Raw genomic sequence first — 24594 nt, 5'->3', positions numbered from 1 at the left:
GCAGGGAATGAGCCTTCAGGTGAAAGCCCGCGAGCCGCTGAAGGCGGTGGAGAAGACCGAGACCGTGCGGCGCGGCCGTTCCCTCGCGGTGCGCCGCACACGGGCCGGGTACGTCATGTCGGCGCCGGCCCTGCTGTTCCTCGGCGCGACCATGCTCTTCCCGCTCGCCTACAACTTCTGGACGTCCGTCCATGATGTCGCCATCGGTGATCTCCTCACCGGGGACTGGCAGTTCAGCGGCGCCGACAACTACGACAGCGTCGCCTCCGAGGGCGCCTTCTGGCACGCGGTGCGCGTCTCGCTGGTGTTCACGGCCGGCTCGCTGTTCTTCCAGTTCACGATCGGGTTCGCGCTGGCGCTGCTGTTCGTGAAGACGTTCCCGCTCGCGGGCCTGTTCCGCTCGCTGATGCTGGTGGCCTGGCTGCTGCCGCCGATCGTCAGCGGCACCCTCTTCCGCTGGATGCTCGACGCCGACGCGGGCGCGTACAACGAACTCCTGCGCCTCGTCGGCCTCGACTCCCTCGCCCACAACTGGCTGACCGACCCCAGCACCGCCCTGCCCGGAGTCATCGCCGCCAACATCTGGGTGGGCGTTCCCTTCAACATGCTGCTGCTCCTGGTCGGCCTGCAGTCCATCGACCCGACGCTCTACGAGGCCGCCGAGATCGACGGCGCCGGACCCTGGCAGCGGCTGCGCCACATCACCGTCCCGATGATGAAGCCGGTCGCGGCCGCCGTCCTCCTCCTCGGCCTCATCTACACCTTCAAGGTCTTCGACCTGGTCTTCGTCCTCACCGGCGGTGGCCCCGTCGACAGCACCAGAGTCCTGCCGCTGTACGTGTACGAGATCGCCTTCAAACTCTTCCAGCTCGGCCGGGGCGCGGCGGCGGGCACGCTCCTGCTGGTCATCCCACTGGTCGTCGCCATCGTCTACGTACGGCGCCTGCGCAAGGAAGGAGCCGCCTCATGACCCGCACCAAACGGCCCTGGCTGCTCACGCTCGTCGCGGGCGTCATCACGGCCTTCTTCCTGCTGCCGCTGTACTGGATGATCGCCACCTCGCTGAAAAAGCCCGACCAGGTGCTCGTCTCGCCACCGCAGTGGATCCCCTCGCCGTTCACCGGCGACAGCTACTCGCGGGCCCTCGACAAGCCGATGCTCGGCCAGGCACTGCTCAACAGCGTCGCCATCTCGCTCGGCGTGGTGGCGCTGACACTGCTGCTCGCGGTGCCCCTGACCTACGCGGTCGCCCGGATCCGGATGCGGGGCTCCGGCGCGATGGTCCTGTCGCTGCTGGTGGCGCAGTTGCTGCCGAGCATCGTGCTGGCCGCGCCGCTGTTCATCGTGCTGCGGCAAGTGGAGCTGACCAACACCCTCATCGGCCTGGTGATCGCCGATACGACACTGACCTTGCCGTTCGCGGTCATCGTGCTGCGGCCACTGGTGCGGGCCATGCCCGTCGAGGTGGAGGAGGCGGCGCTGGTGGACGGCTGCGGTCTGCCAGGGGTGTTGTGGCGGGTCGTACTGCCGGTGATGCGACCGGGCCTGATCGCGATCGGCGGCTTCTCGTTCCTGCTCGGCTGGGGCGAGTTCGTCTTCGGGATCACGCTGAACAGCGATCCCAAGGTGCAGCCGGTGACCGTCCTGCTCAACACCTTCGTCGGCCAGACGGGTACCGACTGGGGGCCCCTCATGGCGGTCGCCACGCTCGTCAGCATCCCCGTGGTATGCGTCTTCGCGATGCTCCAGCGCTACATCGTCGGCGGCCTGACCGCTGGCAGCGTCAAATCCTGAGGCCCCTCCTGAGACCCACTACAGCTTCGTAACTCCCCTCGTACGCAAGGAGATTCATGCCCGTCTTCCGTGTGCTCGACGAGGCCCTGGAGGTGCGGCACCGGCACGAGGTGCTGCGTGTCGAGGCCTGGGGCACGGACAGTGCCCGCGTCCGGGTCGCCCAGTACCGCATCCCCACGGACAGCGTCGGCGCCCTCGAGACGCCGCCGGAGCGCACCGGCACCCTGACCGTCGGCGCCGACAAGACCACGGCCCAGCTGGTCAACGGCGAGCTGACGGTCACGGTCGTCTTCAGCGGCGCCGAGTCACTGCTGACCTTCACCCGCACCAGCACCGGCGAGGAACTGCTCGCCGAGCGCCCGGAGCACCCCTGGTCGCCGGGCGCCCGCGAGTTCAAGGGCAACCGGTCCGGCGCGTACGAGATCCACCAGCGGTTCGCGGCGTACGAGGGCGAACGGCTCTACGGCCTCGGCCAGCACACCCACGGCCGCCTCGACCACAAGGGTCTGGGCCTCGACCTCATCCAGCGCAACGGCGAAGTGTCCATCCCCTTCGTGCTCTCCAGCCGGGGCTATGGCCTCCTGTGGAACCAACCCGCCCTCGGCCGGGTCGAGTTCGCCGAGAACTCCACCCGCTGGACCGCCGACCAGGCCCGCGCGATCGACTACTGGATCACGGCTGCGCCCACCCCGCGCGACATCCTCGCCCGGTACGCCGACGCCACCGGCCACGCACCCGAACTCCCCGACTGGGCCAGCGGCTTCTGGCAGTGCAAGCTCCGTTACCGCACCCAGGACGAACTCCTCGCCGTGGCCCGCGAGCACAAGAGCCGCGGACTGCCGATGTCCGTCATCGTCTCCGACTACTTCCACTGGTCGGCGATGGGCGACTACCGCTTCGACCCCGACGAATGGCCCGACCCACAGGCCATGGTCGACGAACTCGCCGAGCTGGGCATCGAGTTGATGGTGTCCATCTGGCCCACCGTGTCGCCCCTGTCGGAGAACTACGAGGACTTCCGCGACCGCGGTCTGCTCCTCGGCTCCGACCAGGGCGCCGAGGTGCACCACCTGGTCCAGGACAAGGGCATGGCGGCCCGGATGCAGGTCTCCGTCTACGACCCGACCAACCCCGACACCCGCGCGTACGTCTGGGACTTGGTCCGGCGCAACTACCTCGACCTGGGCATCCGCGTCTTCTGGCTGGACGCCTGCGAGCCCGAACTCGACCCGGCTCACCACGAGAACACGACGTTGTACGCGGGTCCCGGCGCCCAGGCCGTCAACGTCTACCCCCGCGACAACGCCCGCCTCTTCGCCGAGGGCATGGCCGCCGCCGGACAGCCAGGCACCGTACTGCTGTCCCGCTCGGCCTGGGCGGGCTCCCAGAAGTACGGAGCGGCCGTCTGGTCCGGCGACATCCCCGCGACCTGGGACTCGCTGCGCGCACAGGTGCGGGCGGGACTGTCCGTCGCCGTCTCCGGCATCCCCTGGTGGACCACTGACATCGGCGGCTTCCACGGCGGCGACCCGGACGACCCGGCGTATCGCGAACTGATGATCCGCTGGTTCCAGTACGGCGTCTTCTGTCCCCTCTTCCGCCTGCACGGCGACCGCGAACCCCGCATGCCCTGGGGATACGCGCAGACCGGCGGCCCCAACGAGGTGTGGTCATACGGCGAGGAGGCGTACGGAATTCTGAAGGAGCAGCTCTTCCTGCGAGAGCGTCTGCGGCCCTACCTCCACGAGCAGATGCGGATCGCGGCGGCCGACGGAGTGCCGCCCATGCGACCGCTCTTCGTCGACTTCCCCCAGGACGCGGCCAGTTGGACCGTCGAGGACCAGTTCCTCTTCGGCCCGGACATCCTCGTCGCACCCGTCACCGAACCGGGCGCACGCAGTCGCGAGGTGTACCTCCCCGCGGGCCGTACCTGGACCGATGCCTGGACGGGAGACACGTACGAGGGCGGCCGGACACTCACCGTCGAGGCGCCGATCGAACGCATCCCGGTCTTCACGACTCAGGGAGCCGAGCTGCCCCTCAGGGAGGAGGGCGAGTGATGGGCGGGGCCTATTCCTCGCCCGCGGTGTAGAGACCGAACACCGCGCCCTGCGGATCCCGCGGTACGGCGATGCGGCGGCCGTCCCCGATCGTGGTGGGTTCCATGAGGAGGGAGCCGCCGGCGGCGGTGCAGTCCTGCGCGGTCCTGTCGACGTCCTCGACGGCGAAATAGGGCAGCCAGTGGGAGGGCACCTCGTGCGGGAACTTGTCGCCCATCTCCACCATGCCGCCGAAGTCGGCTCCCTCTATGCCCCATTGCGTGTACGACGCCGAGGCGCGGACCGTCCAGCCGAACACCGCCGTGTAGAAGGCGGTCACCGCCACGGGATCGCGCGTCATCAACTCGACCCAGCCGAGCGAGCCCGGCGCGTTGAACAGTCCCGCGCCGGGAAAGGACCGCGCCTGCCACAGCTGGAAGGCCGCGCCGCCCGGATCGGTCACCACCGCGAAACGGCCCAGGTCGAACACGTCCATCGGCTCCATGAGGACCGCGCCGCCCGCGGCGCGTACCGCCGCCACGGCCGCGTCCGCGTCGGGCACCCAGAACGACACGTTCCAGGCGACCGGCTGCGACTCCTGGTACAGCGGAGTCAGCGCCGCGACCGGTGCCTCGCCGAGGTGCGCGATGGTGTAGCCGCCCGCCTCCTGACGCGGATCCGTCTCCGGACGCCAGCCGAAGATGTTCGTGTAGAACCGCTTGGCCGCGTCCAGATCACTGGTCCCCAGCTCGGTCCAGCAGGGGCCTCCGGGAACCGCCTTGTCCAGCTTCATGGTCGTCCCTTCGCCGGAAGCGCTCCTTGCACAGCACGCTAAACCCGGCCTCCGCCTCCCGGCCATCCGACGGAAATCCCATGGCGGGTCCAATCCGAGCGGCGTACCCTCAGCGTCGTACCGCACCTCATGGCGGCCTCCTCACGCTCATCTCCCCGGAGGTCCCCGCATGTCCGCGCTCCAGGTGCGCCCCTTCCACCGCGACGACCGCGATCAACTCACCGAACTCGTCAACGCCCATGTCGCCGCCGTGGTCCCCGGTGTCTCCGTCTCCGTGAACACCGTGCTCAGCGAACTCCAGCGCCAGCCCGACGAGTTCATCACCGACCCCTGGGTGGCAGAGCGTGTCACCCTCGTCGCCGAGCAGCGCCAGTACGTGGTGGCCGGCGCCCATCTGCTGCGCTACCGCGCCGACGCCGAGGTCGGCGAGGACTACCGGGACGCCGGCGAGATCAACTGGTTCGTCTGCCAGCCGACCGCCTCCTTCTGGAAGGACTCCGACGCCGCCGCCGAGTTGCTGATGGCCGCCTGCGTCGCCCAGCTCGCCCGCTGGAACGTCCGCGTCCGGTATGCCGACGGCGCCCTGCCCGCCCCCGCCGTGTACGGGCTGCCCCGGCCCTGGCCGCACATCCGGGCCGCATACGAACGAGCCGGCTTCCGGCACACGGGCGGCACCGAAGTCATCCTGATCGCCGAGGTGGCCGATCTGCCACCGCTGACGCCACTGCCGGGCGTCCACGTCGCCCGCACCCTCGGCGAGTGCGGCACCCGCTTCACGGCACGGACCGACCGGCGCGCCCTCGGCTTCATCGAGATCGACACCGCCCTCAGCCGCCCCGAACGCCACGCCCGCAGCGGCGGCCTCGCCGACATCGGCAACTTCCACATCGAGCACCCGATGAAGGGCCTGGAGAACTGGCTCCTCGCCCAGGCTGCCCACTGGCTGCGGCTGTGTGGCGTGGAGCGGCTCCTCGCGTACGAGGACGCCGACGACACGGAGGCGATCGGACGCCTGACCGCCGCCGGCTTCCACGAGCTGACCCGCACGGACCGCGGCTGGGTGCACCAGCCCAACTACCTGGCCCCGCGCGGAAGTTGAGCACCCGCTGTCGCGTGGTCGTCTCCGCCGACTGGATGCAGCACCTGTGGCGGCCCGGCCTCATGCCCGCGAAGGGAAGGGGCCGTGCCGTTCCACCAGTCGGCGTTGCCGTCCTCGATACAGCGGAGCAGGACGCCTTCGCGCAGCGCCCAGGGGCAGATGGTCACCTCGTCGATGCCCATCAGCTTCATGGTGGTGTGCGCGACGATGGCCCCGGCGAGGGACTGTTCGGCGCGCGCGGCCGAGATGCCGGGCAGGGCGGCGCGTTCCGCGGCAGGCAGCTCGGCGAGCCGACGCGTGGCCAGGCGGAGGTCGGCGCGGGTCATGGCGCGCGGCGTGAAGGGTCCCGACCGGCCGGGTTGCGCCCCGCACAGCCGGCCGAGCTGCTGGAACGTACGCGAGGTGGCGACGGTCGTACGCGGCGCCTCCCACCGTATGCGGGCCGCGACATCGCGCAGCTGGTGCCGGACATGGCGGCGCAGCGTCCGCACCCTGCGTTCCGAGGGCGGGTCCTGGCCGCGGAAGTGCTCACGGGTCAGACGGTTGGCGCCCAGCGGCAGCGAGATCGCGAAGTCGGGCAGCTTGCTGCGGCCGAACGCCACCTCCAGCGAACCGCCGCCGATGTCCAGCATGGCCAGCGGCCCCGCCCGCCAGCCCATCCAGCGCCGCGCGGCCAGGAACGTCAGCTCGGCCTCGACCTCGCCGGGCAGGATGTGCAGCGGCACCCCGGTCTCCGTGGCGACCTTCCGCAAGATCTCCGCACGGTTCGGGGCGTCCCGCACGATCGCCGTGGCGAAGGCGAAGGGCGCCGACACACCCCAGCGCACGCCCTCGTCCCGGGCGGCCGTGACGGCATCCACAAGCCTGGCCACCTGCTCGTCCGGCAGATGGCCACCCCGTTCGACGTACGCCGAGAGTCTCAGGCGCCGTTTCGCGGTGTGCACGGGCAGTGGAACGGCACCGTCCGTCTCCGCGATGACCAGCCGTACCGTGTTCGAACCAACATCGAGCACTCCCATACGCATCCCTCCTCAGTACCCGGGCCGGCGTCCGCCATGCGGTGCTCCCGCGCACGCGGACGCGTGCGCGCCCCCTCCGAGCTGGGCCCGCGGGCACCGTTTCAGCCGGTCCGGTGGGGTACACGAGGGGTATGGACACCTTCGGCAGAGGTTTGGCCATCCCTCACGAGATCGCGGCGGGGGCCATCCCCTTCGCGATGGGGGTGGTGATCGCGTCGATGCTGATCCTTGCGGTGTGGCTGGGTATGCGCGTGCGTTCCCGGGAGCCCGAGCCGCCGCGTCCGGAGGACCAGCCGCATCTCCCCGACTCCGGTCCCGTCCACGAGGTCCGCGAGATGCGCGAGCCGGACGAGGTGCCGCATGACGGCGGCTACCTCGCCCCGCACGAGCTGCGGGGCTTCGGCAACATCCGCTCGCACACCGCGAAGGACCAGACACCGCCGCGCTGGAGCCCGAACAGCAGCGGCGGGTTCGGCAGCGGCAGCCCCGGGCACCACTGAGGGTCGCCGGCCGGTCTACGAAGGGGCGGGGCTTGTGACGGAGCCCCGTCCCGTCGAGGGCTGCCCGCGCGACCCGGCCGGGTGGGGCGTCAGCAGTAGGGAGCGGCCGTGACCGCCATGCAGTCGTTCGTCGACCGGCTCGACCACCCCGCGTACGTCGTGACCGTCGCCGCCGACGGAGAACGAGCCGGCTGCCTGGTCACCTTCGCCTCGCCGTGCTCGATCAAACCCGCCCGTTTCATGGTCTGGCTCTCGACCCTGAACCGGACGTACCGGGTGGCCCGCTCCGCCGACCAGCTCGCCGTCCACCTGCTCGCGAGCGACCAGCACGCCCTCGCGGAACTCTTCGGCGGCGAGACGGGCGACCGCGTGGACAAGTTCGCCCGCACGCCTTGGACGCCGGGCCCCGGCGGCGTTCCCGTACTGGACGACACGCTCGCCTGGTTCGCCGGCCGGGTCGAAGGCCACGTCGACACGGGCGATCACATCGGCTTCCTGCTCAGCTCCGTCGCCGGCGAGACACAGGAGGCGACGGATCGGCGGCCGCTGTGCTTGAGCGATGTCGTCGACATCACCGCCGGGCACCCGGTCAGCTGAAGGCGGGCAGCTCGCACACGGCGACCCCGTCCTCCAGCAGGCTGCCCAGCACGAGGGTGCCCTCATGCGCGTACACGCTGGTCACCATCCGGTAGCCCGCCCTGGACCGCCTGAGGTCGTGGCGGACGCCGCCATCGGGACCGATGCCCATGACACGCGCGACCGGCAGCGGCCGGATACGCAGAGGGCGTACGGCCCGCCAGACCGCCCGGCGCACCGGGACCGGCGCGCGTCGCAGCCAGTCGAGGGGTGCCTGCCGCGGACCCGCGAGGGCGACCCAGATCGTCCCGTCCGCGCCACGGGAAAGGTTGTCCGGGAACCCTGGGAGGTCCTCGATCAGGGTGTCGCGGCGGCCGGCTCGCGGGCCGGACAGCCACAGCCGGGTCAGGCGGTACGCGCCTGTCTCGGCCACCACGACACAGGACTCGTCCTCGGACAGCACCACTCCGTTGGCGAAGTCGAGGCCGTCCAGCAGGACTTCCGGCGCGTCGGCGTCGGGCCGCAGTCGGAACAGCCGGCCGGTCGCCGTGTGCTCCATCAGATCGCCGAGCCAGTCCTGAAGCCCGTAGCGCGTGCTGGACGCGGTGAAGTACACGGTGCCGTCCGAAGCCGCGGCCGCGTTGCTGCAGAACCGCAGTGGCGCACCCGCCACGGAGTCCACGAGAACCTCGACCCTGCCCTCGCCGGAGCTGCCCGGGCCGCCGACGCTCGGCGTGACCCGCAGCAGCCCGCGCTCCGCGTCGCACACCAACAGCCGCCCGTCCCGCAGGACTTCCAGCCCCAGCGGACGCCCTCCGGTACGGGCGATCTGCTCGACCCGGGCAGGACCTTGGGTGTGGACGCGCAGGATGCGACCGTCCTCGACACCCGTGACCACGCGGCCTTCGTGGTCGGCGACCACATCCTCGGGTCCCGTCCCGCCGAGCAGGATCCGACGCGGCGACGGCAGCGGACGAGGAGCGGTTCGGCGCGGTGTCATGAAGCGCGTTGCGCCCGGACGCAGCGCCGCAGTTCCTCGGCGTAGGGCAGCGCGACACCGGCGCCGATCACCGCGCCGAGGCCCAGCAGGTACGGAGCCGACAGGGGCCGCTCCTTGGGCAGCAGCTTCCAGTCGTCGCGGCCGGGACCGCCACGCAGCGTCGCGCGCACCTGGTCCGCATGGAGGCAGCCGATGAAGGCGAGTCCCGCCAGCGGCAGCACCTCCAGGAAACTGTGGATGTGCTGCTCGATGGGGCGGACCTCGCGCTTGTGGGTGGCCAGGGTCACGTCGTAGAGGGCGGTGGCGGTGTGGGCCGCCGCGGCGCCGCCCATGACGGACAGGACAAGCGGGTTGATGCGGGCCAGGAGGCCCATGGCGACCGGGATTCCGGCCTCGGTCATCATGAGCGCGTGTACGGCGGACTCCTTCGTGCCGGAGGTGTGCTCGATCCGGGTGCGCCGGTGCATCCACCAGTCGGCGACCGCGGGTACGACCCACAAGGGCAGCACTCCGTAGAGGAGAAACCTCCGGTTCGCGTCCTCCACGTCGGTCGAGGAGAGGGGAACCGACAACTGGGCGCGCCCCTGCCGCCAGTGCCTCCAGGAGCGGGTCAGGGACTTGCCGGGCAGAGTCATGGAAACCTCCGTCGCAACACGGGCATGCGGCGTGCCCGGCTCCGGTACCCGACACCGGCCCGGGCACACACACCGTCGGCTGTCGCACCGGGCCTGCAACGGCTCGGTGTCAACGATTCCGCAGTGCCTTGATCAGCTCGTCCTTCGACATCGAGGAACGGCCCTTGATGCCGACCTTCTTGGCTTCCTCGTAGATGTCCGACTTCGACTGGTCCTCGTACTTGCCGTGCTTGCCGCCCTTGCGGGACGAGGACGTCGGGCTGTTGGCGATCCGCGCCGCCTTCTCCTTGCCCGCGCCCTCACGGCGCAGCGACTCGTACGTCTTCTCGTCCTTGATCTGCGACCTGGGCATGGAGATCCCTTCTTTCATCCAGGGCACGTTTCGGGTACCCCGCACCGGCCACCCGGAACTCATGGTGCGAATCGGATACACGATGATGACCGAGCAGACCGGCCCCCGTGAGCTCGTACGGGATGTGGTGGCCGCGGAGCAGGCCGGATTCGACTTCTCCGTCACCTCGGACCACTACTTCCCGTGGCTCGAGGAACAGGGGCACGCCCCGTACGCGTGGAGCGTGCTCGGCGCCGCGGCGCAGGCCACGTCCACGATTCCCCTCATGACGTACGTGACCTGCCCGACGACCCGCTATCACCCGGCGGTCGTCGCGCAGAAGGCCGCCACGACGCAGCTGCTCGCCGAGGGCCGCTTCCGGCTCGGGCTCGGCTCCGGCGAGAACCTCAACGAGCATGTGGTGGGCGGCGGTTGGCCCGCCGCGCATACCCGTCTCGACATGCTGGAAGAGTCCGTGGAGATCATCCGCGCCTTGTTCACCGGCGAGAACGTGAACCACCACGGCGAACACTTCGACGTGGTGAACGCCAAGCTGTACGACGTCCCCGACGACCCGCCCCCGATCGGCATCGCCGTCTCCGGCGAGCGCTCCTGCGCACTCGCCGGCCGCCTGGCCGACCTCCTGATCGCCACCGAGCCCAAGTCCGAACTGCTGGACTCCTTCGACCGCCACGGCGGGACCGGCAAACCCAGGGTGGGTCAACTCCCCGTCTGCTACGACCCCGACAAGGACGCCGCCGTCACCCGGGCCCACGAGCAGTTCCGCTGGTCGCTCGGCGGCTGGCCGGTCAACGCCGAACTGCCCGGCCCCAAGAACTTCGACGCGGCCACCGCGAACGTACGCCCCGAGGACGTCGCACAGACCATCCCGTGCGGCGACGACGTCGACACCTTCGTCGAAGCCGTACGCCCCTACGTCACCGCGGGCTTCACCGAGATCGCCCTGGTCCAGGTCGGCGGCGACCACCAACTGCCGTTCCTGGAATGGGCGGAGAAGGAGCTGCTGGCGGCCCTGAAGGACCTGTGAACGAGACCTGAGCGGAGAGAAAGGACGTCCACACCATGCCCATCGCCGAGTACCGCCTCGTAGCCCTGGACTGCCCGGATCCCCCGGCCCTCGCCGCCTTCTACGCGGGTGTGCTCGGCGGTGACATCAAGCAGTACAACGACGACTGGTACACCCTCCACGTGCCCGGCGGCCACCAGATCGCGTTCCAGCGGGCTCACGGCTACCGCCCGCCGGACTGGCCGCGCGCCGACGAGAACTCCCAGCAGGTGCATCTGGACTTCACCATCCAGGACATCGAAGCCGCCGAGGCCCAGGTACTGGCCCTCGGCGCCACCCCACTCGACCTGGACGACGAGAACGGCCGCCGGGGCTGGCGCGTGTACGCGGATCCGGTGGGCCACCCGTTCTGCCTGTGCTGGGACTGACGAGCCAAGCCCTACGGCCGATACCGCAGCGGATGGTCCGCCGGCACCTCCACCACCACGATCTCGGTCCCGTCCGGATCGGTGAGCCACATCTCGATCAGGCCCCACGGTTCCTTGACCGGGGGCCGTACGATCTCGACGCCCCGAGCGGTCAGCTCCTCGTACGCGGCCGTCGCGTCCGCCACCTGGAGCCATAGCTTGACCGCGGGGGAGGGGGGTTCCTCGGAGTGGCCCGCGACCTCCAGGAAACCGCCGCCGAGGAAGTAGACGGTGCCGCGCTCCGATCCGGTGCCGAACTCTCGGTAGACGGGGAGGCCCAGTTGCTCGCCGTAGAAGGCGCGGGAACGTTCGGGATCGGTCGGCCGGAGCAGGGTCCGGCTGCTCAGTACGTGCACCATGGAGTCGCACCTTAGTGGGAGAGGGCTACCCTCGTCGGTGCCCGAGCCGCGCCGAGATCGGAGACTCCCTCCATGGACACCGCCGCATCCACCGGACTGACCTTCCGCGATGCCACCGACGCCGACGTCGACTCCCTTGTCGCGCTGATCGAGTCGGCCTACCGCGGGGACTCCAGCCGGACCGGCTGGACCACCGAGGCGGACATCCTTCAGGGGCAGCGGACGGACCCGGAGGGCGTGCTCGAGGTCATCAAGGCGCCGGACAGCCGACTGCGCGTGGTCGAGCGCGACGGCAGCCTGATCGCCTGCTGTCAGCTCGAACACCGCGGTGACCACGCCTACTTCGGCATGTTCGCGGTCAGCCCGGAGCAGCAGGGCGGGGGCCTCGGCAAGGTGATCCTCGCCGAGGCCGAGCGGTACGCCCGCGTGAACTGGGGCGCCGTGGAGATGCACATGACCGTGATCACCGCACGAGAAGACCTCATCGCCTGGTACGAGCGGCGCGGCTACCGCCGTACGGGACAGAGGACGCCCTTCCCGTACGGCGACGAGCGGTTCGGCATTCCACAGCGCGACGACCTGGAGTTCGAGCTGCTGGTGAAGCCGCTCGCGTAGGCGTTATGCCGTGAAGCGGCCGGTGCGCTTGATCTCCGGGTAGTCGGTGGTCGCGCCGTCCAGCTCCAGGGCGCGTACCAGCCGCAGATGGTCCTGCGTGTTCACCACCCAGCCGATGATCCGCAGATCCGCCTTGCGCGCGCACTCGACGATCTCCAGGGTGAGCCGCCGGATGTTCAGTACGACACTGGTGGCGCCGGCCGCGATCGCGCGCTCGACGACATCGGTGCCGTACCGACTGGCGACGAGACCGGTGCGTACACCCGGGACGAGCCGCCCGATCTCGGCGACCGCCTCGTCGTGGAACGACAGCACCTCGACCCGTCCGGCCAGATCCCGCCGGTGCATGACCTCGGCGAGTGCCCGAGCCGCCGCGACGTCCTTGATCTCGGCCTGGAGCGGAGCCGCGACGGCGTCCACGACCTCCTCGAAGACCGGGATGCGCTCACCGCGGCCCGCGTCCAGCGTGCGCAGCTCGGCGAGGGTCTGCTCGGCGATCGGCCCCGAACCGTTGGTCGTCCGGTCCACGTCGGCGTCGTGCATGACCACGAGTGCGCCGTCCTTGCTCAGATGCAGATCGAGTTCGATCACGTCGAGGCCGGCCTGCTCGGCGGCGACGAAGGAACGGAGGGTGTTCTCGGGTTCGACACCCATGATTCCGCGGTGACCGATGGTGAGGAAGTTCAAGACTGACTCCGCTTCCGTCGACGGCGGCTCGGCAGCCGCGCGCTGCGGTCCCGTGCCCACGCGGCCAGCCGCAGCCTAATCGCCCAGCTCGGCGATGGACCCGGTCCGAACGCGAGGAATCACGCATTCCAGCTGCCTGCAGCGGGCCCGGGCTCACCCTCCGGTGGGCGAGTCCCGAGGCGGGTTGACCGTCCGCACGCCGACCGCCAGGCACCGCTACCCAGGCAACGGTGGAAGTAATCGCCTGAACGGTATCTCACAGGAAAAAGGGCGGTGAAGGTGGGGTGACACAGGACGATTTCCCGAACCTCCACTTGTGGGAGAGAACCCCACATGCATACGGTGTGGGTACGCGAGGTTCTCCCGTGGAGGATGGGGTCATGACGGAAATTCTTGTGCAGGTGGGTATGGAGGAGCAGGTTCCTCCCGGTGGCAGGGTGGTGGAGCACCCGGCCTGGCCCGTGCTCAAGGATGCCGTGGAGCGGATCCGGCCATGGCAGTCCAAGGACGGCTCGATCGACTTCGAAGCCAAGGGCGCCCCCGATCGCGAGGACGCCGAGCGCGCCGTACGCCGTGTCGTGGACGCGGTCGAGGTGCTCGCCCCTCTGCTGCCGCACGACGCCGCGTACCACAAGGCGCTGGTCGCCGACCTGCGCCGCTGGGCCGACGGCGGCTTCAAGGTGCCCGACTTCCTCGACTCACTGCTGGCCTTCCAGCCCGCCGCCAACCGCCGGGACGGCCTCCAGCACCTGGTCGTCTTCCCGATGTACACGCAGAACGGCAACCCGAACCGCAACCTCGAAGCCCTCGTGCTGCGCATGGTCTGGCCGGACTGGCTCGCCGAACTGGAGCGCACCCGCTACGACAACCCGCTGTTCTGCGGCATCACCTTCGAGGACTTCACCTCCGGCTACGACACCAACTCGGCTGTCCTCTTCCCGGAGACCATCGCCGTGCGCGAGGCCCCCGAGCGGTTCAGCTGGGGCGGCATCTTCTGTGACCGGGAGGCCGCCCGGTTCCGCCGGGTCACCGAGGCCGCCGTCGGCATCCTCGGGCTCGAACTGCCCGACGACGTCCGCGAGATGGTCGCCGACCAGGACCGCTGCCAGCAGGCCTTCGTCCTGTGGGACATGGTCCACGACCGCACCCACAGCCATGGCGACCTGCCCTTCGACCCGTTCATGATCAAGCAGCGCCAGCCGTTCTGGATGTACGGCCTGGAGGAGCTGCGCTGCGACCTCACCGCCTTCCGGGAGGCCGTGAAGCTGGAGGCCGACGGCGTCTCGCAGGGCCGTGACGTCCAGTACGCGGTGCTGTTCGACCGGATGTTCCGCTTCCCGGTCACCGGCGAGCGCGTCCGCAACTACGACGGCCTCGGTGGCCAGCTGCTCTTCGCGTACCTGCACAAGCACGATGTCGTCCGCTGGACCGACAACAAGCTGTCCATCGACTGGCAGCGCGCCCCGCAGGTCACCAACGAGCTGTGCGCCGAGATCGAGAAGCTGTACCGCGAGGGCATCGACCGCCCGAAGCTGGTCCACTGGTTCGCCGGCTACGAACTGGTCTCCACCTACCTCGCCCCGCACCCGGGCTCCAAGTGGGCCAAGGGCCCAGACGCCCTGGATCTGAGCCAGCCGCCGCGAAAACTCGTCGATGACGTGCTTCCGGACGAGTTTCCGCTGAGCATGTTCTATGAGGCACTGTCCAAGAAGCTGAAGAACGTGATTGCCTCGACGAAGGGCATCACCGCGGAGAGCGCCGAGCGGGTCGCCGCGTGAGTGACCTCGCTACGAACACTGCTCAGGAGGCGAGGACCATGGGGAACGGGGCGCTCGACGGCGCGGTGATCGCGGTGGCCGGTGCCGGTGGTCCCGCTGGCCGGGCCACTTTGATGCGGCTCGCCGAGGCCGGTGCGGTCGTCATCGGCTCGGACAACGATCCGGAGCGGCTCGCGGAGGCCGTGGACGCGGCGAGCTACGCACACGGCGGCGCGACCGTCGTCGGGGACACGGTCGACCTGCTCGACCGGCAGTCGGCTCAGGACTGGGCCACCCGCATCGAGAAGGACTTCGGGCGCGTCGACGGCCTGGTCCACCTCGTCGGCGGCTGGCGCGGCAGCGAGACCTTCGCCAGGACGAGCCTCGACGACTGGGACTTCCTCGAGATGCTGCTCATCCGTACGGTGGCGCACACCTCCCTCGCCTTCCACGAGGCCCTGCAGCGCAGCGATCGCGGCCGGTACGTCCTGATCAGCGCCGCGGGGGCGAGCAAGCCCACCGCGGGCAACGCCGCCTACGCCGCCGCGAAGGCCGCCGCCGAGGCCTGGACGCTGGCCATGGCGGACTACTTCCGCAAGGCCGGGGGTGAGTCCGGGCCCACGTCGGCGGCTGCGATCCTGGTCGTGAAGGCGTTGGTGCACGACGCGATGCGCGCCGAGCGCCCCAACGCGAAGTTCGCGGGTTTCACGGACGTCAAGGACCTGGCCGAGGCCATCGCCGACGTCTGGGAGCGGCCCGCCGCCGAAGTGAACGGACAGCGTCTGTGGCTGACAAAGAAGCCGTGAACCCTCCGAAGACCGACGCGCGGCGTCATCACGACCCGGAGATCCGCGGCTTCGCCAGCGACAACTACGCGGGAGCCCATCCCGAGGTGCTCGCCGCCCTGGCCCTGGCCAACGGCGGTCACCAGGTCGCATACGGAGAGGACGCGTACACGGAAAACCTCCAGCAGGTGATGCGCAGTCACTTCGGTGCGACGGCCGAGGCGTTCCCCGTCTTCAACGGGACGGGCGCCAACGTCGTGGCACTCCAGGCGCTCACGGACCGCTGGGGCGCGGTGATCTGCGCGGAGAGCGCGCACATCAACGTCGACGAGGGCGGCGCCCCCGAGCGCATGGGCGGCCTCAAGCTGCTGACGGTGCCCACCCCCGACGGCAAGCTCACACCCGAGCTGATCGACCGGCAGGCGTACGGCTGGGAGGACGAGCACCGCGCCATGCCGCAGGTCGTCTCGATCACCCAGAACACCGAACTCGGCACCGTCTACACGCCCGAGGAGATCCGCGCGATCTGCGAGCACGCCCACGCCCGCGGCATGAAGGTGCACCTCGACGGCGCCCGGATCGCCAACGCGGCGGCCTCGCTGAACGTGCCGATGCGGGCGTTCACCAACGCGGTCGGCGTGGACGTGCTGTCCTTCGGCGGCACCAAGAACGGTGCGCTGTTCGGCGAGGCCGTCGTCGTCCTCAACCAGGACGCCGTCAGCCATATGAAGCACCTGCGCAAGCTGTCGATGCAGCTCGCCTCCAAGATGCGCTTCGTTTCCGTGCAGTTGGAGGCCCTGCTCGCCAGGGACCTGTGGCTGCGCAACGCCCGCCACTCCAACGAGATGGCCCAGCGCCTCGCCGAGGGCGTCCGCGCGGTCCACGGCGTCGAGATCCTCCACCCGGTGCAGGCCAACGCCGTCTTCGCCCGGCTGCCCCACGACGTGAGCGAACGCCTCCAGAAGCGCTACCGCTTCTACTTCTGGGACGAAGCAGCAGGCGACGTCCGCTGGATGTGCTCCTTCGATACGAGGGAGGACGACGTGGACGGCTTCCTGGCCGCCTTGAAGGAGGAGATGGCGCGATGAGCCGTCACCGACGGCTGACCTCGCCCGTCCGCGCCTCCTCGGCGTCCTCCGCCTCCCAGCGCAGCAGGTCTCCCGGCTGACACTCGAGCACCTCACAGAGCGCGGCAAGGGTGGTGAAGCGCACCGCCTTCGCGCGGCCGTTCTTGAGCACCGCCAGGTTGGCGGGCGTGATCCCGACGCGGTCGGCTAGCTCGCCCACGGACATCTTCCGCCGGGCCAGCATCACATCGATGTCGACGGCGATCGGCATCAGATCACCTCGTCCAACTCGGCCTGCATCTGCGCCGCTTCGACGTCGCGCGCGACGGCCTGGGCGAGCAGCATCCGCAGCACGAGCACGATGAGCGCCACTCCCAGGATGGCCACGCCAATCCCGCCCATGATGAGGGTGACGCCCGGGTCGTCCCGCTGGCCGGGTGCATTCAGGGCCGTGGCCGCGAACCACACGAGAGCAGCCGCAACGATCGCGCCGATGATGACGTCCACGTACTGGAAGGCGGCGTGGGAGAACACGGTTCCGCGTCGCACCATCGTTACCAGTCGCCATATACAGACCAGGGCGACCTGGGCCGTCCCGATGCCCAGGATCGTGATCACGCGCAGCGGCGTCAGCGGGAGTGACCCGTCCTCCGGGTCACTCCCGCTGACCAACGCCCACACCATCGATGCCTGTACGAACACGGTGCCGGTGAGCACCACCACGAGCACGGCGCGCAGCGCAAGCACCGCCAGCTTTCCCATTGCTTCTCCCTCGATCGAACCACGATGGAAAGCTATCGATATTCGATAGGCGTGGCAAGGGGGGTGGGCTGTGCAGAGGGGGAGGCGCTTGCATAAATATGCGTTTGAAAGAAAAGTCATTGACTCTCTACTGGTCGCGTTCCTATGCTCTGCGGGCATGGAGCTGATCCAGGAAACCCCTGACCTTTCCGCGTACTTGGCCGCCGACGAGGTTATCGACCATCATCATCCGCTCGTACGGGAGACGGCGGCGCGGCTCGCCTCGACGGTCGCCGACTCGTATGCCTATGCACAAGCGGCGTACGAGTTTGTCCGCGATGGCATCCCGCACTCGGCTGACAGCGGTGATCCGCGCGTCACCTGGCGCGCCTCGGACGTACTGGAGCAGGGGACCGGTATCTGTCACGCCAAGGCCCACGCGTTGGCCGCGCTGCTGCGGGCCGAGGACATCCCTACGGCGCTGTGCTACCAGTCGCTGATGCATGACGACGGCAGCGCGCTCTGCGTGCACGGTCTCGTCGCCGTGCGGTTCAACGGGGCATGGCATCGGCAGGACCCCCGCGGCAACAAGCCGGGGGTCGACGCCCGGTTCTCGCTCGAGGGGGAGCGCCTGGCCTGGGTGCCCGACCCGAAGTCCAACGAGACGGACTACTCAGTTCTGTACGCCGAACCTCACCCGGCTGTTCTGCACGCCCTCAAGGCCGCTCCCGACCGCGAGTACCTCTGGAAGACACTCCCCACCGCACTCTGAGGGGGCAAGACGGATAAGGCGGACGCGAAGCAGCGGCTCAGCGCGCCTCGGCGGCCTTGACCTCTTCGGGAGTGGGGGCCGTGCCGCCGAGGTGGGCCGGCATCCACCAGGTGTCGTTCGGGTCCTTGGGGCGTACGGGGTAGGCGCGCTGGGCGGCTTCCAGGAGTTCCTGGACGCGCTCGCGGAGCTGGCGGGTGATCGCGCCGGCGTACTTGTCGCGGGAGGCCTCGATCGCCTCGCCCACCCGGATGGTGATCGGGATGTGGCTCCGCTTGAAGTTCTTCGGGTGCCCCTTCGTCCACAGTCGCTGCGTACCCCACAGGGCCATCGGGATCAGCGGGACGCCGGCCTCCTGGGCCATGCGCGCGGCACCCGACTTGAAGCTCTTCAGCGTGAACGACTGCGAGATGGTGGCCTCAGGGAAGACCCCGACGATTTCACCGGAACGCAGCGAGTCCAGTGCGTGCGCGTACGCGGCCTCACCGTTCCTGCGGTCCACGGGGATGTGCTTCATGTTGCGCATCAGCGGGCCGGAGACCTTGTGCCGGAACACCGACTCCTTCGCCATAAAGCGGACGAGGCGCTTCTGTGGCAGGGCGGCGAGACCGTCGAAGATGAAGTCGAGGTAGCTGATGTGATTGCTCACCAGCACCGCACCGCCCGAGCGCGGGATGTTCTCCGATCCCTTGCAGTCGATCTTCAGGTCCCAGGCCTTGAACAGCGTGCGGGCGAGACCGATGGCGGGACGGTAGGCAAGCTCAGCCATGGACGGAGTGGACCCTTCTCTCTGCCTGGGAAGGGGGGCTCCCGGCGGGAAAGTTACGCAGCCGTAGGTTTACGGCATTGGGCAGATCGTGCCCGAAGAACGGACGAGTAGCCAGTCCTCGTTCATTCGAACGGCGAGATTCTCGTCACTTCGGGGGACGGTCCGCCTCCAATGGGCCGGGAATCTTCGGGCTTTCATAAGTGCTGAAGGGGCAGGGTGCTCGCGGTGGCGGGCGACTACGGAGTGCGGCATCGGCGGCGAAGCAGGAGGATGAACGTGCGCGGGCGCGACACCGAACGGCGGCTCGGCGTGGCCGAGTTGGGGGACGACCTCGGTGAACGGGCCACGCTGGTCCAGTTCTCCAGCGCGTTCTGCGCGCCCTGCCGGGCGACCCGCAGGGTGCTCGCCGAAGTGGCCGGAATGGTCCCGGGCGTGACCCACGTCGAGATCGACGCCGAGGACCACCTGGATCTCGTACGCGAACTCGGCATCCTCAAGACCCCGACCGTCCTGGTGCTCGACACGGAGGGGCACATCGTCCGGCGAGCCACCGGACAGCCCCGTAAGGCGGACGTGATCGCGGCGCTGGGAGAGGCCGTTGCGACGCCCTGACGACCGGCGCACTCGCCCCGCGGCACCGGCGGTGACACATCTCCCAGATACTGGAACGCACTTGACTGCACGTACCACCCATCGTCAGCGTGACCCTGTGCCCCCGGAAGTGCTTCTCCCTCAACTCGCCTCTCCCGACCTGCTGCGCTCGGTCTTCCGGCGGCACGCGGCCGGAGTCGCCGTGATCACCGCACAGCGCGGCGGCAGCCCGGTCGGCTTCACCGCCACCTCGCTCACCTCCGTGTCCGCAGAGCCCCCGATGATTTCCTTCGGCATCGGCACGAACGCTTCCAGCTGGCCGGTGATCTCCGAGACGGAGCACGTCGGCGTCCACATACTCGGCGAGCATCAGCAGGAGCTGGCCGCCACCTTCGCCCGCAGCGGCGCCGACCGTTTCGCCGCGCCCACCAGTTGGCGTGAGGGCCCCGAGGGTGTGCCCGTACTCGACGACGTCCTGGCCTGGCTCGTATGCCGGATCGTCGCGCGCGTACCCGCGGGGGACCACCGCGTCGTCCTCGCCGAGGTCGCCCTCGGTGATCCCACCGGCCCCGGGCGCCCGCTGCTCTACCACCAGGGGCGCTTCAACGGTCTGCGTGAGTGAAGGGCCGACTTGTGCGCAAGCGTCGGGTTCCGATTACGCTGCGTTGCAAAGGTCACAGTTCAAAGCGCTTGCTTAGCGGGCAAGAACTGGGTGTACTGGCGAGTAATATTTGGTTCGGAGCGCAGGCCGCCCCAACCGGGACGGGCCGCTTGAGGCGCCTATGCTGCCTGAAAGAAGGCAGCTCGGAAATGACGATTGCAGTAGGAGAGCCGGCGTGAGCTTGAGGATCGTTGTCACTGTGAAGTACGTGCCCGACGCCACTGGCGACCGGCACTTCGCCGATGACCTGACCGTCGATCGCGACGACGTGGACGGTCTGCTCTCGGAGCTCGACGAGTACGCGGTCGAGCAGGCACTGCAGATCGCCGAGGATGCCGACGACGCGGAGATCACCGTCCTGACCATCGGCCCCGAGGACGCCAAGGACGCGCTGCGCAAGGCGCTGTCCATGGGCGCCGACAAGGCCATCCATGTCGAGGACGACGACCTGCACGGCACCGACGCCATCGGTACGTCGCTGGTGCTGGCCAAGGCGATCGAGAAGGCCGGTTACGACCTGGTGATCTCCGGCATGGCCTCCACCGACGGCACCATGGGTGTCGTACCGGCGCTGGTCGCCGAGCGCCTGGGCGTCCCGCAGGTCACCCTGCTCTCCGAGGTCTCCGTCGAGGACGGCACGGTCAAGGGCCGCCGCGACGGCGACTCCGCCTCCGAGCAGCTGGAGGCCTCCCTGCCGGCGGTCGTGTCGGTCACCGACCAGTCGGGCGAGGCGCGCTACCCGTCCTTCAAGGGCATCATGGCCGCCAAGAAGAAGCCGGTGACCTCCTGGGACCTGTCCGACCTCGACATCGAGGCCGAGGAAGTCGGTCTGGAGGGCGCCTACACGGTCGTCGACTCCGCCGCGGAGCGCCCGGCGCGTACCGCGGGCACGATCGTCAAGGACGAGGGCGAGGGCGGCAAGCAGCTCGCTGAGTTCCTCGCGGGCCAGAAGTTCATCTAAGGCCCAAGTCGCTTACCGCCCAGCACACTTCGCAAGCAGGAGAGAAGAAGTCCCATGGCTGAAGTCCTCGTCTACGTCGACCACGTGGACGGTGCCGTCCGCAAGCCCACCCTGGAGCTGCTGACGCTGGCCCGCCGCATCGGCGAGCCGGTCGCCGTCGCCCTCGGCGCGGGCGCCGCCGACACCGCCGCCGCACTCGCCGAGCACGGCGCGACCCGCGTCCTGACGGCCGACGCCCCCGAGTTCGCCGACTACCTGGTCGTCCCGAAGGTGGACGCGCTGCAGGCCGCGTACGACGCCGTGTCCCCGGCCGCCGTTCTCGTTCCGTCCTCCGCCGAGGGCAAGGAGATCGCCGCTCGCCTTGCCGTCCGTATCGGCTCGGGCATCATCACCGACGCCGTCGACCTGGAGGCCGGCGACGAGGGCCCGGTGGCCACGCAGTCGGTGTTCGCCGCCGCCTTCTCCACCAAGTCCCGTGTCTCCAAGGGCACTCCGGTCATCACGGTCAAGCCCAACAGCGCGGCCGTGGAGCCCGCCCCGGCCGCCGGTGCCGTCGAGGCGCTGTCCGTGTCCTTCTCGGAGCAGGCCACCGGCACCAAGGTCACGTCCCGTACGCCGCGTGAGTCGACCGGGCGTCCGGAGCTGACCGAGGCCGCGATCGTGGTCTCCGGTGGCCGTGGCGTCAACGGCGCGGAGAACTTCGCGATCATCGAGGCGCTCGCCGACTCCCTCGGTGCGGCCGTCGGTGCCTCGCGTGCCGCGGTGGACGCGGGCTGGTACCCGCACTCCAACCAGGTCGGCCAGACCGGCAAGTCCGTGTCCCCGCAGCTGTACATCGCCTCCGGTATCTCCGGCGCGATCCAGCACCGGGCCGGTATGCAGACCTCGAAGACGATCGTGGCGATCAACAAGGACGCCGAGGCCCCGATCTTCGACCTGGTCGACTACGGCGTGGTCGGCGACCTCTTCGAGGTCGTCCCGCAGCTCACCGAGGAGATCAAGACCCGCAAGGGCTGAGTGTCTCTGAGCAGTACGAGGCCCCTGTGACCGTCGACGCGGTCACAGGGGCCTCGCCTCATTCCGGGCTCGTGCCGGTGCTCAGCCCAGGGTCAGCGACGCCTGGACGGGCAGATGGTCGCTCGGGAACTGGCCGTTCACGGAGAAGGTGTTGATCGAGGCCCGGTGTGCGGTGACGCCGGGAGTGGTGAGGACCCAGTCGATACGGTCGCCGTCGGGGACCAGCGGCCGGTAGCCGTGGAAGGTCGCGTACAGCTTGCTCCGCTCGGCCGCCGTGTCCCAGGTGTCGACGAGGCCGGCGCCCAGCATCGTGTCGTAGACGGGGTTCTTGTGCGCGGCGACGTTGAAGTCGCCGGTCACGACGAGCGGCAGTGAGCGGTCGAGGCCCGCGATGCGCTGGGCGATCAGCTGGGCGGCACGCGCGCGTGCGTTCTGGCTCGCGTTGTCGAGGTGGGTGTTGAGGAAGTAGAACTGCCGCTCCCCGTCGCGCAGGTCGCGGAAGCGGACCCAGGTCACCATGCGGATGGAGCCGCCGCCCCAGGTGTTCGAGCCGATCACGTTGGGCGTGTCGGAGAGCCAGAAGTGGTCGTACTCCATCGGGGCCAGCCGGCGGGTGTCGTAGAAGACCGCCATGAACTCGTCGCGGCTGCCGCCCGCGCGGCCGGTGCCGATCCAGTCGTAGTGCGGTCCTAGGTCGGCTTCGATGTCGCGCACCTGCTGGTAGAGGCCCTCCTGGGTGCCGATGACATGGAGGCCTTCGCGGCGCAGCAGTTCGCGGGTCACGGGGCGGCGGGCGGCCCAGCTGTTGGGTTCGGTGGTGCTCGCGTAGCGCAGATTGAACGACATGACTTCCAGGCGGCGGCTGGATCTGTCCAGTGCCGCGGCGGTCGTGGTGAGGGGTGCTGTACTGGACAGAGGCAGGGCGACCGCGGCGGCGATGGCGGTCTTCAGGCCCAGACGACGCGTGACTCGGCTGTGCTTGATGGGCACGGGTGGGCTCCTTCGATGACGGATGCCGGGCGAGTCGTGCGCACTGAAGTGTCGGAGTTGGGCGTGAACATGTCGAGAGGGCGTGGTGGCCACAGAGGGAAGTCCCGGGGTGGAGCTGGGCGGAGGGGGGTGTTGACCAGCGGGAAGGTCCGCGGATAGCTTCGCTCTACGGACTGTTGATTCCGGCCAGCGGAAAATCGAGAGGGTGGCGGGATGGGCCAGGGCGCACAGGAGAAGGTGGCGACGAGCCTCGCGGGCGCTGTCAGCGAGGAGATCAGCGCCTCCCTCGCCTCCATCGACGCCGAACTGGAGCGCCGCTACCCCGGAGATCCCGGCACCCGTCAGCCCGTCCACACCGTCTACGTACCCGGTGACGTGTTCGCCGCCGACACCATCCGCTCCTGGGGCGACCAGGCCCTCGCCGCCCTCGACGAACACGCCCCGGACGCCGCCTCGTTCGCCGCCGTACTCGGCCTCTCCGACGAACTGGCCGAACCCGTCCACACCCGCGTACGCGCCAAGCTCGGGCAGGAGCCCATCGAAGACCTGCGCGTCGACTTCGAGGACGGCTACGGCCCGCGCCCCGACGCCGAGGAGGACGAGGCCGCCGCCCGTGCCGCGCGGCTGGTGGCGGAGGCGTACGAAAAGGGCACGGCAGCCCCGTACATGGGCATCCGTATGAAGTGCATGGAGGCGCCGGTACGCGACCGGGGCATCCGGACCCTCGACATCTTCCTGACCGGGCTGATGGCGGCGGGCGGACTGCCGGACGGGTTGGTCCTGACGCTGCCGAAGGTGACGTACGCCGAGCAGGTCACCGCGATGGGGCGGCTGCTGGAGGAGTTCGAGAAGGCGCACCAACTCGAGCCGGGGCGGATCGGGTTCGAGATCCAGATCGAGACCAGCCAGGCCATCCTCGCCGCCGACGGCACCGCCACCGTCGCCCGGATGATCCAGGCCGCCGAGGGCCGCGCCACCGGCCTGCACTACGGGACCTTCGACTACAGCGCCTGCCTCGGCGTCAGCGCCGCCCACCAGGCGAGCGACCATCCGGCCGCCGACCACGCCAAGGCGATCATGCAGGTCGCGGCGGCGGGCACCGGCGTACGCGTCTCGGACGGCTCGACCAACGTCCTTCCCGTAGGCCCGACTTCGCGGGTCCATGACGCCTGGCGGCTGCACTACGGCCTCACCCGCCGGGCTCTTGCCCGTGCCTACTACCAGGGCTGGGACATGCACCCGCGCCACCTCCCGACCCGGTACGCCGCCGTGTTCGCCTACTATCGCGAGGGCTTCGAGCAGGCCGCGTCGCGCCTCGCCCGGTACGTCAACCGCACGGGTGGCGACGTGATGGACGAACCCGCGACCGCCAAGGCGCTCAGCGGCTATCTGCTGCGCGGCCTGGACTGTGGCGCCCTCGACATCGCGGAGGTGGCGCGCGCGACGGGCCTGACCCGCGCGGACCTGGAGAGTTACGCGGCGCCGAGGCGTGCCGACTTGACGAACTCGGCCCGGTAGAGGGCCCGTTGGGCTGGGGTGACACCC

Annotated in this window: 29 protein-coding genes; 18 read left to right on the top strand and 11 right to left on the bottom strand. The window is 69.5% G+C overall.

The genetic code is table 11. The features are described 5' to 3' along the window. Positions 1 to 7: 7 nt before the first annotated feature. Genes ACQEVY_RS02150 through ACQEVY_RS02140 form a run of 3 tightly spaced genes read left to right on the top strand, consistent with a single transcriptional unit; the run spans position 8 to position 3854 of the window. A complete protein-coding gene (locus ACQEVY_RS02150) occupies positions 8 to 970 on the top strand; it encodes a carbohydrate ABC transporter permease (RefSeq protein WP_432944179.1) in 963 nt (320 codons plus the stop codon). After that, positions 967 to 1794, top strand: a complete 828-nt coding sequence (locus tag ACQEVY_RS02145) for a carbohydrate ABC transporter permease (RefSeq protein ID WP_432944177.1) — start codon at positions 967 to 969, stop codon at positions 1792 to 1794. Before ACQEVY_RS02150 ends, ACQEVY_RS02145 begins: the two co-directional genes overlap by 4 nt. Positions 1795 to 1850: 56 nt before the next feature. Continuing rightward, positions 1851 to 3854 carry a glycoside hydrolase family 31 protein gene (locus tag ACQEVY_RS02140; protein WP_432944175.1) on the top strand — a complete coding sequence of 668 codons (2004 nt, stop codon included), beginning with the start codon at positions 1851 to 1853 and terminating at the stop codon, positions 3852 to 3854. A 10-nt stretch (positions 3855 to 3864) separates the two neighbouring features. Here the strand turns inward: ACQEVY_RS02140 and ACQEVY_RS02135 are convergent, their stop codons facing one another. Continuing rightward, positions 3865 to 4626 carry a VOC family protein gene (locus ACQEVY_RS02135; protein ID WP_432944173.1) on the bottom strand — a complete coding sequence of 254 codons (762 nt, stop codon included), beginning with the start codon at positions 4624 to 4626 and terminating at the stop codon, positions 3865 to 3867. A 169-nt stretch (positions 4627 to 4795) separates the two neighbouring features. Here ACQEVY_RS02135 and ACQEVY_RS02130 point away from each other — a divergent pair, with 169 nt between their 5' ends. Continuing rightward, the gene (locus ACQEVY_RS02130; protein ID WP_432944171.1) at positions 4796 to 5725 is read left to right on the top strand and encodes an N-acetyltransferase; all 930 of its coding nucleotides are present in this window, start codon (positions 4796 to 4798) and stop codon (positions 5723 to 5725) included. Here the strand turns inward: ACQEVY_RS02130 and ACQEVY_RS02125 are convergent. Beyond that, complete coding sequence (locus tag ACQEVY_RS02125; RefSeq protein ID WP_432944169.1) at positions 5701 to 6750, bottom strand: Ppx/GppA family phosphatase; 1050 nt, start codon at positions 6748 to 6750, stop codon at positions 5701 to 5703. The two genes, ACQEVY_RS02130 and ACQEVY_RS02125, sit on opposite strands and share 25 nt — an antisense overlap. A gap of 125 nt (positions 6751 to 6875) precedes the next feature. Here ACQEVY_RS02125 and ACQEVY_RS02120 point away from each other — a divergent pair, with 125 nt between their 5' ends. Together ACQEVY_RS02120 and ACQEVY_RS02115 are read left to right on the top strand one after the other, a co-directional pair. Then, positions 6876 to 7244 (top strand): DUF6479 family protein, encoded by a 369-nt coding sequence (locus ACQEVY_RS02120; protein WP_432944167.1) that lies wholly within the window; start codon positions 6876 to 6878, stop codon positions 7242 to 7244. A gap of 117 nt (positions 7245 to 7361) precedes the next feature. After that, a complete protein-coding gene (locus ACQEVY_RS02115; protein ID WP_432955024.1) occupies positions 7362 to 7841 on the top strand; it encodes a flavin reductase family protein in 480 nt (159 codons plus the stop codon). On the opposite strand, the gene ACQEVY_RS02110 is transcribed toward ACQEVY_RS02115, so the two are convergent. The 3 genes from ACQEVY_RS02110 to ACQEVY_RS02100 all read right to left on the bottom strand — a co-directional run bounded on the left by ACQEVY_RS02110 (position 7834) and on the right by ACQEVY_RS02100 (position 9807). After that, positions 7834 to 8820 carry an SMP-30/gluconolactonase/LRE family protein gene (locus ACQEVY_RS02110; RefSeq protein WP_432944165.1) on the bottom strand — a complete coding sequence of 329 codons (987 nt, stop codon included), beginning with the start codon at positions 8818 to 8820 and terminating at the stop codon, positions 7834 to 7836. The two genes, ACQEVY_RS02115 and ACQEVY_RS02110, sit on opposite strands and share 8 nt — an antisense overlap. Beyond that, entirely contained in the window at positions 8817 to 9455 is a 639-nt protein-coding gene (locus ACQEVY_RS02105; protein ID WP_432944163.1) for a diguanylate cyclase, read from the bottom strand. The genes ACQEVY_RS02110 and ACQEVY_RS02105 overlap by 4 nt, the downstream gene beginning before the upstream one ends. Before the next feature lie 109 nt (positions 9456 to 9564). After that, entirely contained in the window at positions 9565 to 9807 is a 243-nt protein-coding gene (locus ACQEVY_RS02100; RefSeq protein WP_432944161.1) for a DUF7218 family protein, read from the bottom strand. A 61-nt stretch (positions 9808 to 9868) separates the two neighbouring features. Here ACQEVY_RS02100 and ACQEVY_RS02095 point away from each other — a divergent pair, with 61 nt between their 5' ends. Continuing rightward, positions 9869 to 10834: an LLM class F420-dependent oxidoreductase gene (locus ACQEVY_RS02095; protein WP_432944159.1), complete on the top strand. Its 966-nt coding sequence runs from the start codon at positions 9869 to 9871 to the stop codon at positions 10832 to 10834. 35 nt (positions 10835 to 10869) lie between these two features. Continuing rightward, positions 10870 to 11241 carry a VOC family protein gene (locus ACQEVY_RS02090; protein ID WP_432944157.1) on the top strand — a complete coding sequence of 124 codons (372 nt, stop codon included), beginning with the start codon at positions 10870 to 10872 and terminating at the stop codon, positions 11239 to 11241. A gap of 11 nt (positions 11242 to 11252) precedes the next feature. Here ACQEVY_RS02090 and ACQEVY_RS02085 read toward each other — a convergent pair whose 3' ends face one another. Then, entirely contained in the window at positions 11253 to 11639 is a 387-nt protein-coding gene (locus ACQEVY_RS02085) for a VOC family protein (RefSeq protein WP_432944155.1), read from the bottom strand. A 72-nt stretch (positions 11640 to 11711) separates the two neighbouring features. On the opposite strand from ACQEVY_RS02085, the gene ACQEVY_RS02080 reads away from it, so the two are divergent. Further along, complete coding sequence (locus tag ACQEVY_RS02080; protein WP_432944153.1) at positions 11712 to 12254, top strand: GNAT family N-acetyltransferase; 543 nt, start codon at positions 11712 to 11714, stop codon at positions 12252 to 12254. A gap of 3 nt (positions 12255 to 12257) precedes the next feature. On the opposite strand, the gene ACQEVY_RS02075 is transcribed toward ACQEVY_RS02080, so the two are convergent. Beyond that, positions 12258 to 12941: a glycerophosphodiester phosphodiesterase gene (locus ACQEVY_RS02075; RefSeq protein ID WP_432944151.1), complete on the bottom strand. Its 684-nt coding sequence runs from the start codon at positions 12939 to 12941 to the stop codon at positions 12258 to 12260. Positions 12942 to 13321: 380 nt separating this feature from the next. On the opposite strand from ACQEVY_RS02075, the gene ACQEVY_RS02070 reads away from it, so the two are divergent. Genes ACQEVY_RS02070 through ACQEVY_RS02060 form a run of 3 tightly spaced genes read left to right on the top strand, consistent with a single transcriptional unit; the run spans position 13322 to position 16571 of the window. Then, complete coding sequence (locus ACQEVY_RS02070) at positions 13322 to 14719, top strand: DUF6421 family protein (protein WP_432944149.1); 1398 nt, start codon at positions 13322 to 13324, stop codon at positions 14717 to 14719. Between the two features lie 38 nt (positions 14720 to 14757). After that, positions 14758 to 15504: an SDR family NAD(P)-dependent oxidoreductase gene (locus ACQEVY_RS02065; RefSeq protein WP_432944147.1), complete on the top strand. Its 747-nt coding sequence runs from the start codon at positions 14758 to 14760 to the stop codon at positions 15502 to 15504. Beyond that, positions 15501 to 16571 (top strand): threonine aldolase family protein, encoded by a 1071-nt coding sequence (locus tag ACQEVY_RS02060; protein WP_432944145.1) that lies wholly within the window; start codon positions 15501 to 15503, stop codon positions 16569 to 16571. Before ACQEVY_RS02065 ends, ACQEVY_RS02060 begins: the two co-directional genes overlap by 4 nt. A gap of 4 nt (positions 16572 to 16575) precedes the next feature. Here ACQEVY_RS02060 and ACQEVY_RS02055 read toward each other — a convergent pair whose 3' ends face one another. Together ACQEVY_RS02055 and ACQEVY_RS02050 are read right to left on the bottom strand one after the other, a co-directional pair. Then, positions 16576 to 16821: a helix-turn-helix domain-containing protein gene (locus tag ACQEVY_RS02055; protein ID WP_165338154.1), complete on the bottom strand. Its 246-nt coding sequence runs from the start codon at positions 16819 to 16821 to the stop codon at positions 16576 to 16578. After that, positions 16821 to 17312 carry a DUF2975 domain-containing protein gene (locus ACQEVY_RS02050; RefSeq protein ID WP_432944142.1) on the bottom strand — a complete coding sequence of 164 codons (492 nt, stop codon included), beginning with the start codon at positions 17310 to 17312 and terminating at the stop codon, positions 16821 to 16823. Before ACQEVY_RS02050 ends, ACQEVY_RS02055 begins: the two co-directional genes overlap by 1 nt. A 157-nt stretch (positions 17313 to 17469) precedes the next feature. Here ACQEVY_RS02050 and ACQEVY_RS02045 point away from each other — a divergent pair, with 157 nt between their 5' ends. Then, complete coding sequence (locus ACQEVY_RS02045) at positions 17470 to 18063, top strand: transglutaminase domain-containing protein (RefSeq protein WP_432944140.1); 594 nt, start codon at positions 17470 to 17472, stop codon at positions 18061 to 18063. A gap of 37 nt (positions 18064 to 18100) precedes the next feature. Here the strand turns inward: ACQEVY_RS02045 and ACQEVY_RS02040 are convergent, their stop codons facing one another. Further along, on the bottom strand, positions 18101 to 18829 hold the full coding sequence (locus ACQEVY_RS02040; protein WP_432944138.1) for a lysophospholipid acyltransferase family protein: 729 nt from the start codon (positions 18827 to 18829) through the stop codon (positions 18101 to 18103). Positions 18830 to 19099: 270 nt separating this feature from the next. Here ACQEVY_RS02040 and ACQEVY_RS02035 point away from each other — a divergent pair, with 270 nt between their 5' ends. The 4 genes from ACQEVY_RS02035 to ACQEVY_RS02020 all read left to right on the top strand — a co-directional run bounded on the left by ACQEVY_RS02035 (position 19100) and on the right by ACQEVY_RS02020 (position 22059). After that, positions 19100 to 19441 carry a TlpA family protein disulfide reductase gene (locus ACQEVY_RS02035; RefSeq protein WP_432944136.1) on the top strand — a complete coding sequence of 114 codons (342 nt, stop codon included), beginning with the start codon at positions 19100 to 19102 and terminating at the stop codon, positions 19439 to 19441. A 97-nt stretch (positions 19442 to 19538) separates the two neighbouring features. Further along, a complete protein-coding gene (locus tag ACQEVY_RS02030; RefSeq protein ID WP_432944134.1) occupies positions 19539 to 20042 on the top strand; it encodes a flavin reductase family protein in 504 nt (167 codons plus the stop codon). Between the two features lie 214 nt (positions 20043 to 20256). Then, positions 20257 to 21042 carry an electron transfer flavoprotein subunit beta/FixA family protein gene (locus tag ACQEVY_RS02025; protein ID WP_328766302.1) on the top strand — a complete coding sequence of 262 codons (786 nt, stop codon included), beginning with the start codon at positions 20257 to 20259 and terminating at the stop codon, positions 21040 to 21042. 54 nt (positions 21043 to 21096) lie between these two features. Continuing rightward, entirely contained in the window at positions 21097 to 22059 is a 963-nt protein-coding gene (locus tag ACQEVY_RS02020; protein ID WP_432944132.1) for an electron transfer flavoprotein subunit alpha/FixB family protein, read from the top strand. Between the two features lie 81 nt (positions 22060 to 22140). Here the strand turns inward: ACQEVY_RS02020 and ACQEVY_RS02015 are convergent, their stop codons facing one another. After that, positions 22141 to 23049: an endonuclease/exonuclease/phosphatase family protein gene (locus ACQEVY_RS02015; RefSeq protein ID WP_432944130.1), complete on the bottom strand. Its 909-nt coding sequence runs from the start codon at positions 23047 to 23049 to the stop codon at positions 22141 to 22143. 213 nt (positions 23050 to 23262) lie between these two features. On the opposite strand from ACQEVY_RS02015, the gene ACQEVY_RS02010 reads away from it, so the two are divergent. After that, entirely contained in the window at positions 23263 to 24567 is a 1305-nt protein-coding gene (locus ACQEVY_RS02010) for a DUF6986 family protein (RefSeq protein ID WP_432944128.1), read from the top strand. Positions 24568 to 24594: the final 27 nt, after the last annotated feature.

The sequence above is a fragment of the Streptomyces sp. CA-288835 genome (assembly GCF_050936385.1).
Taxonomy (GTDB): Bacteria; Actinomycetota; Actinomycetes; order Streptomycetales; family Streptomycetaceae; genus Streptomyces.
Note: the sequence above shows the minus strand (reverse complement) of the source record. Positions and strands in the feature narration are given on the sequence as shown.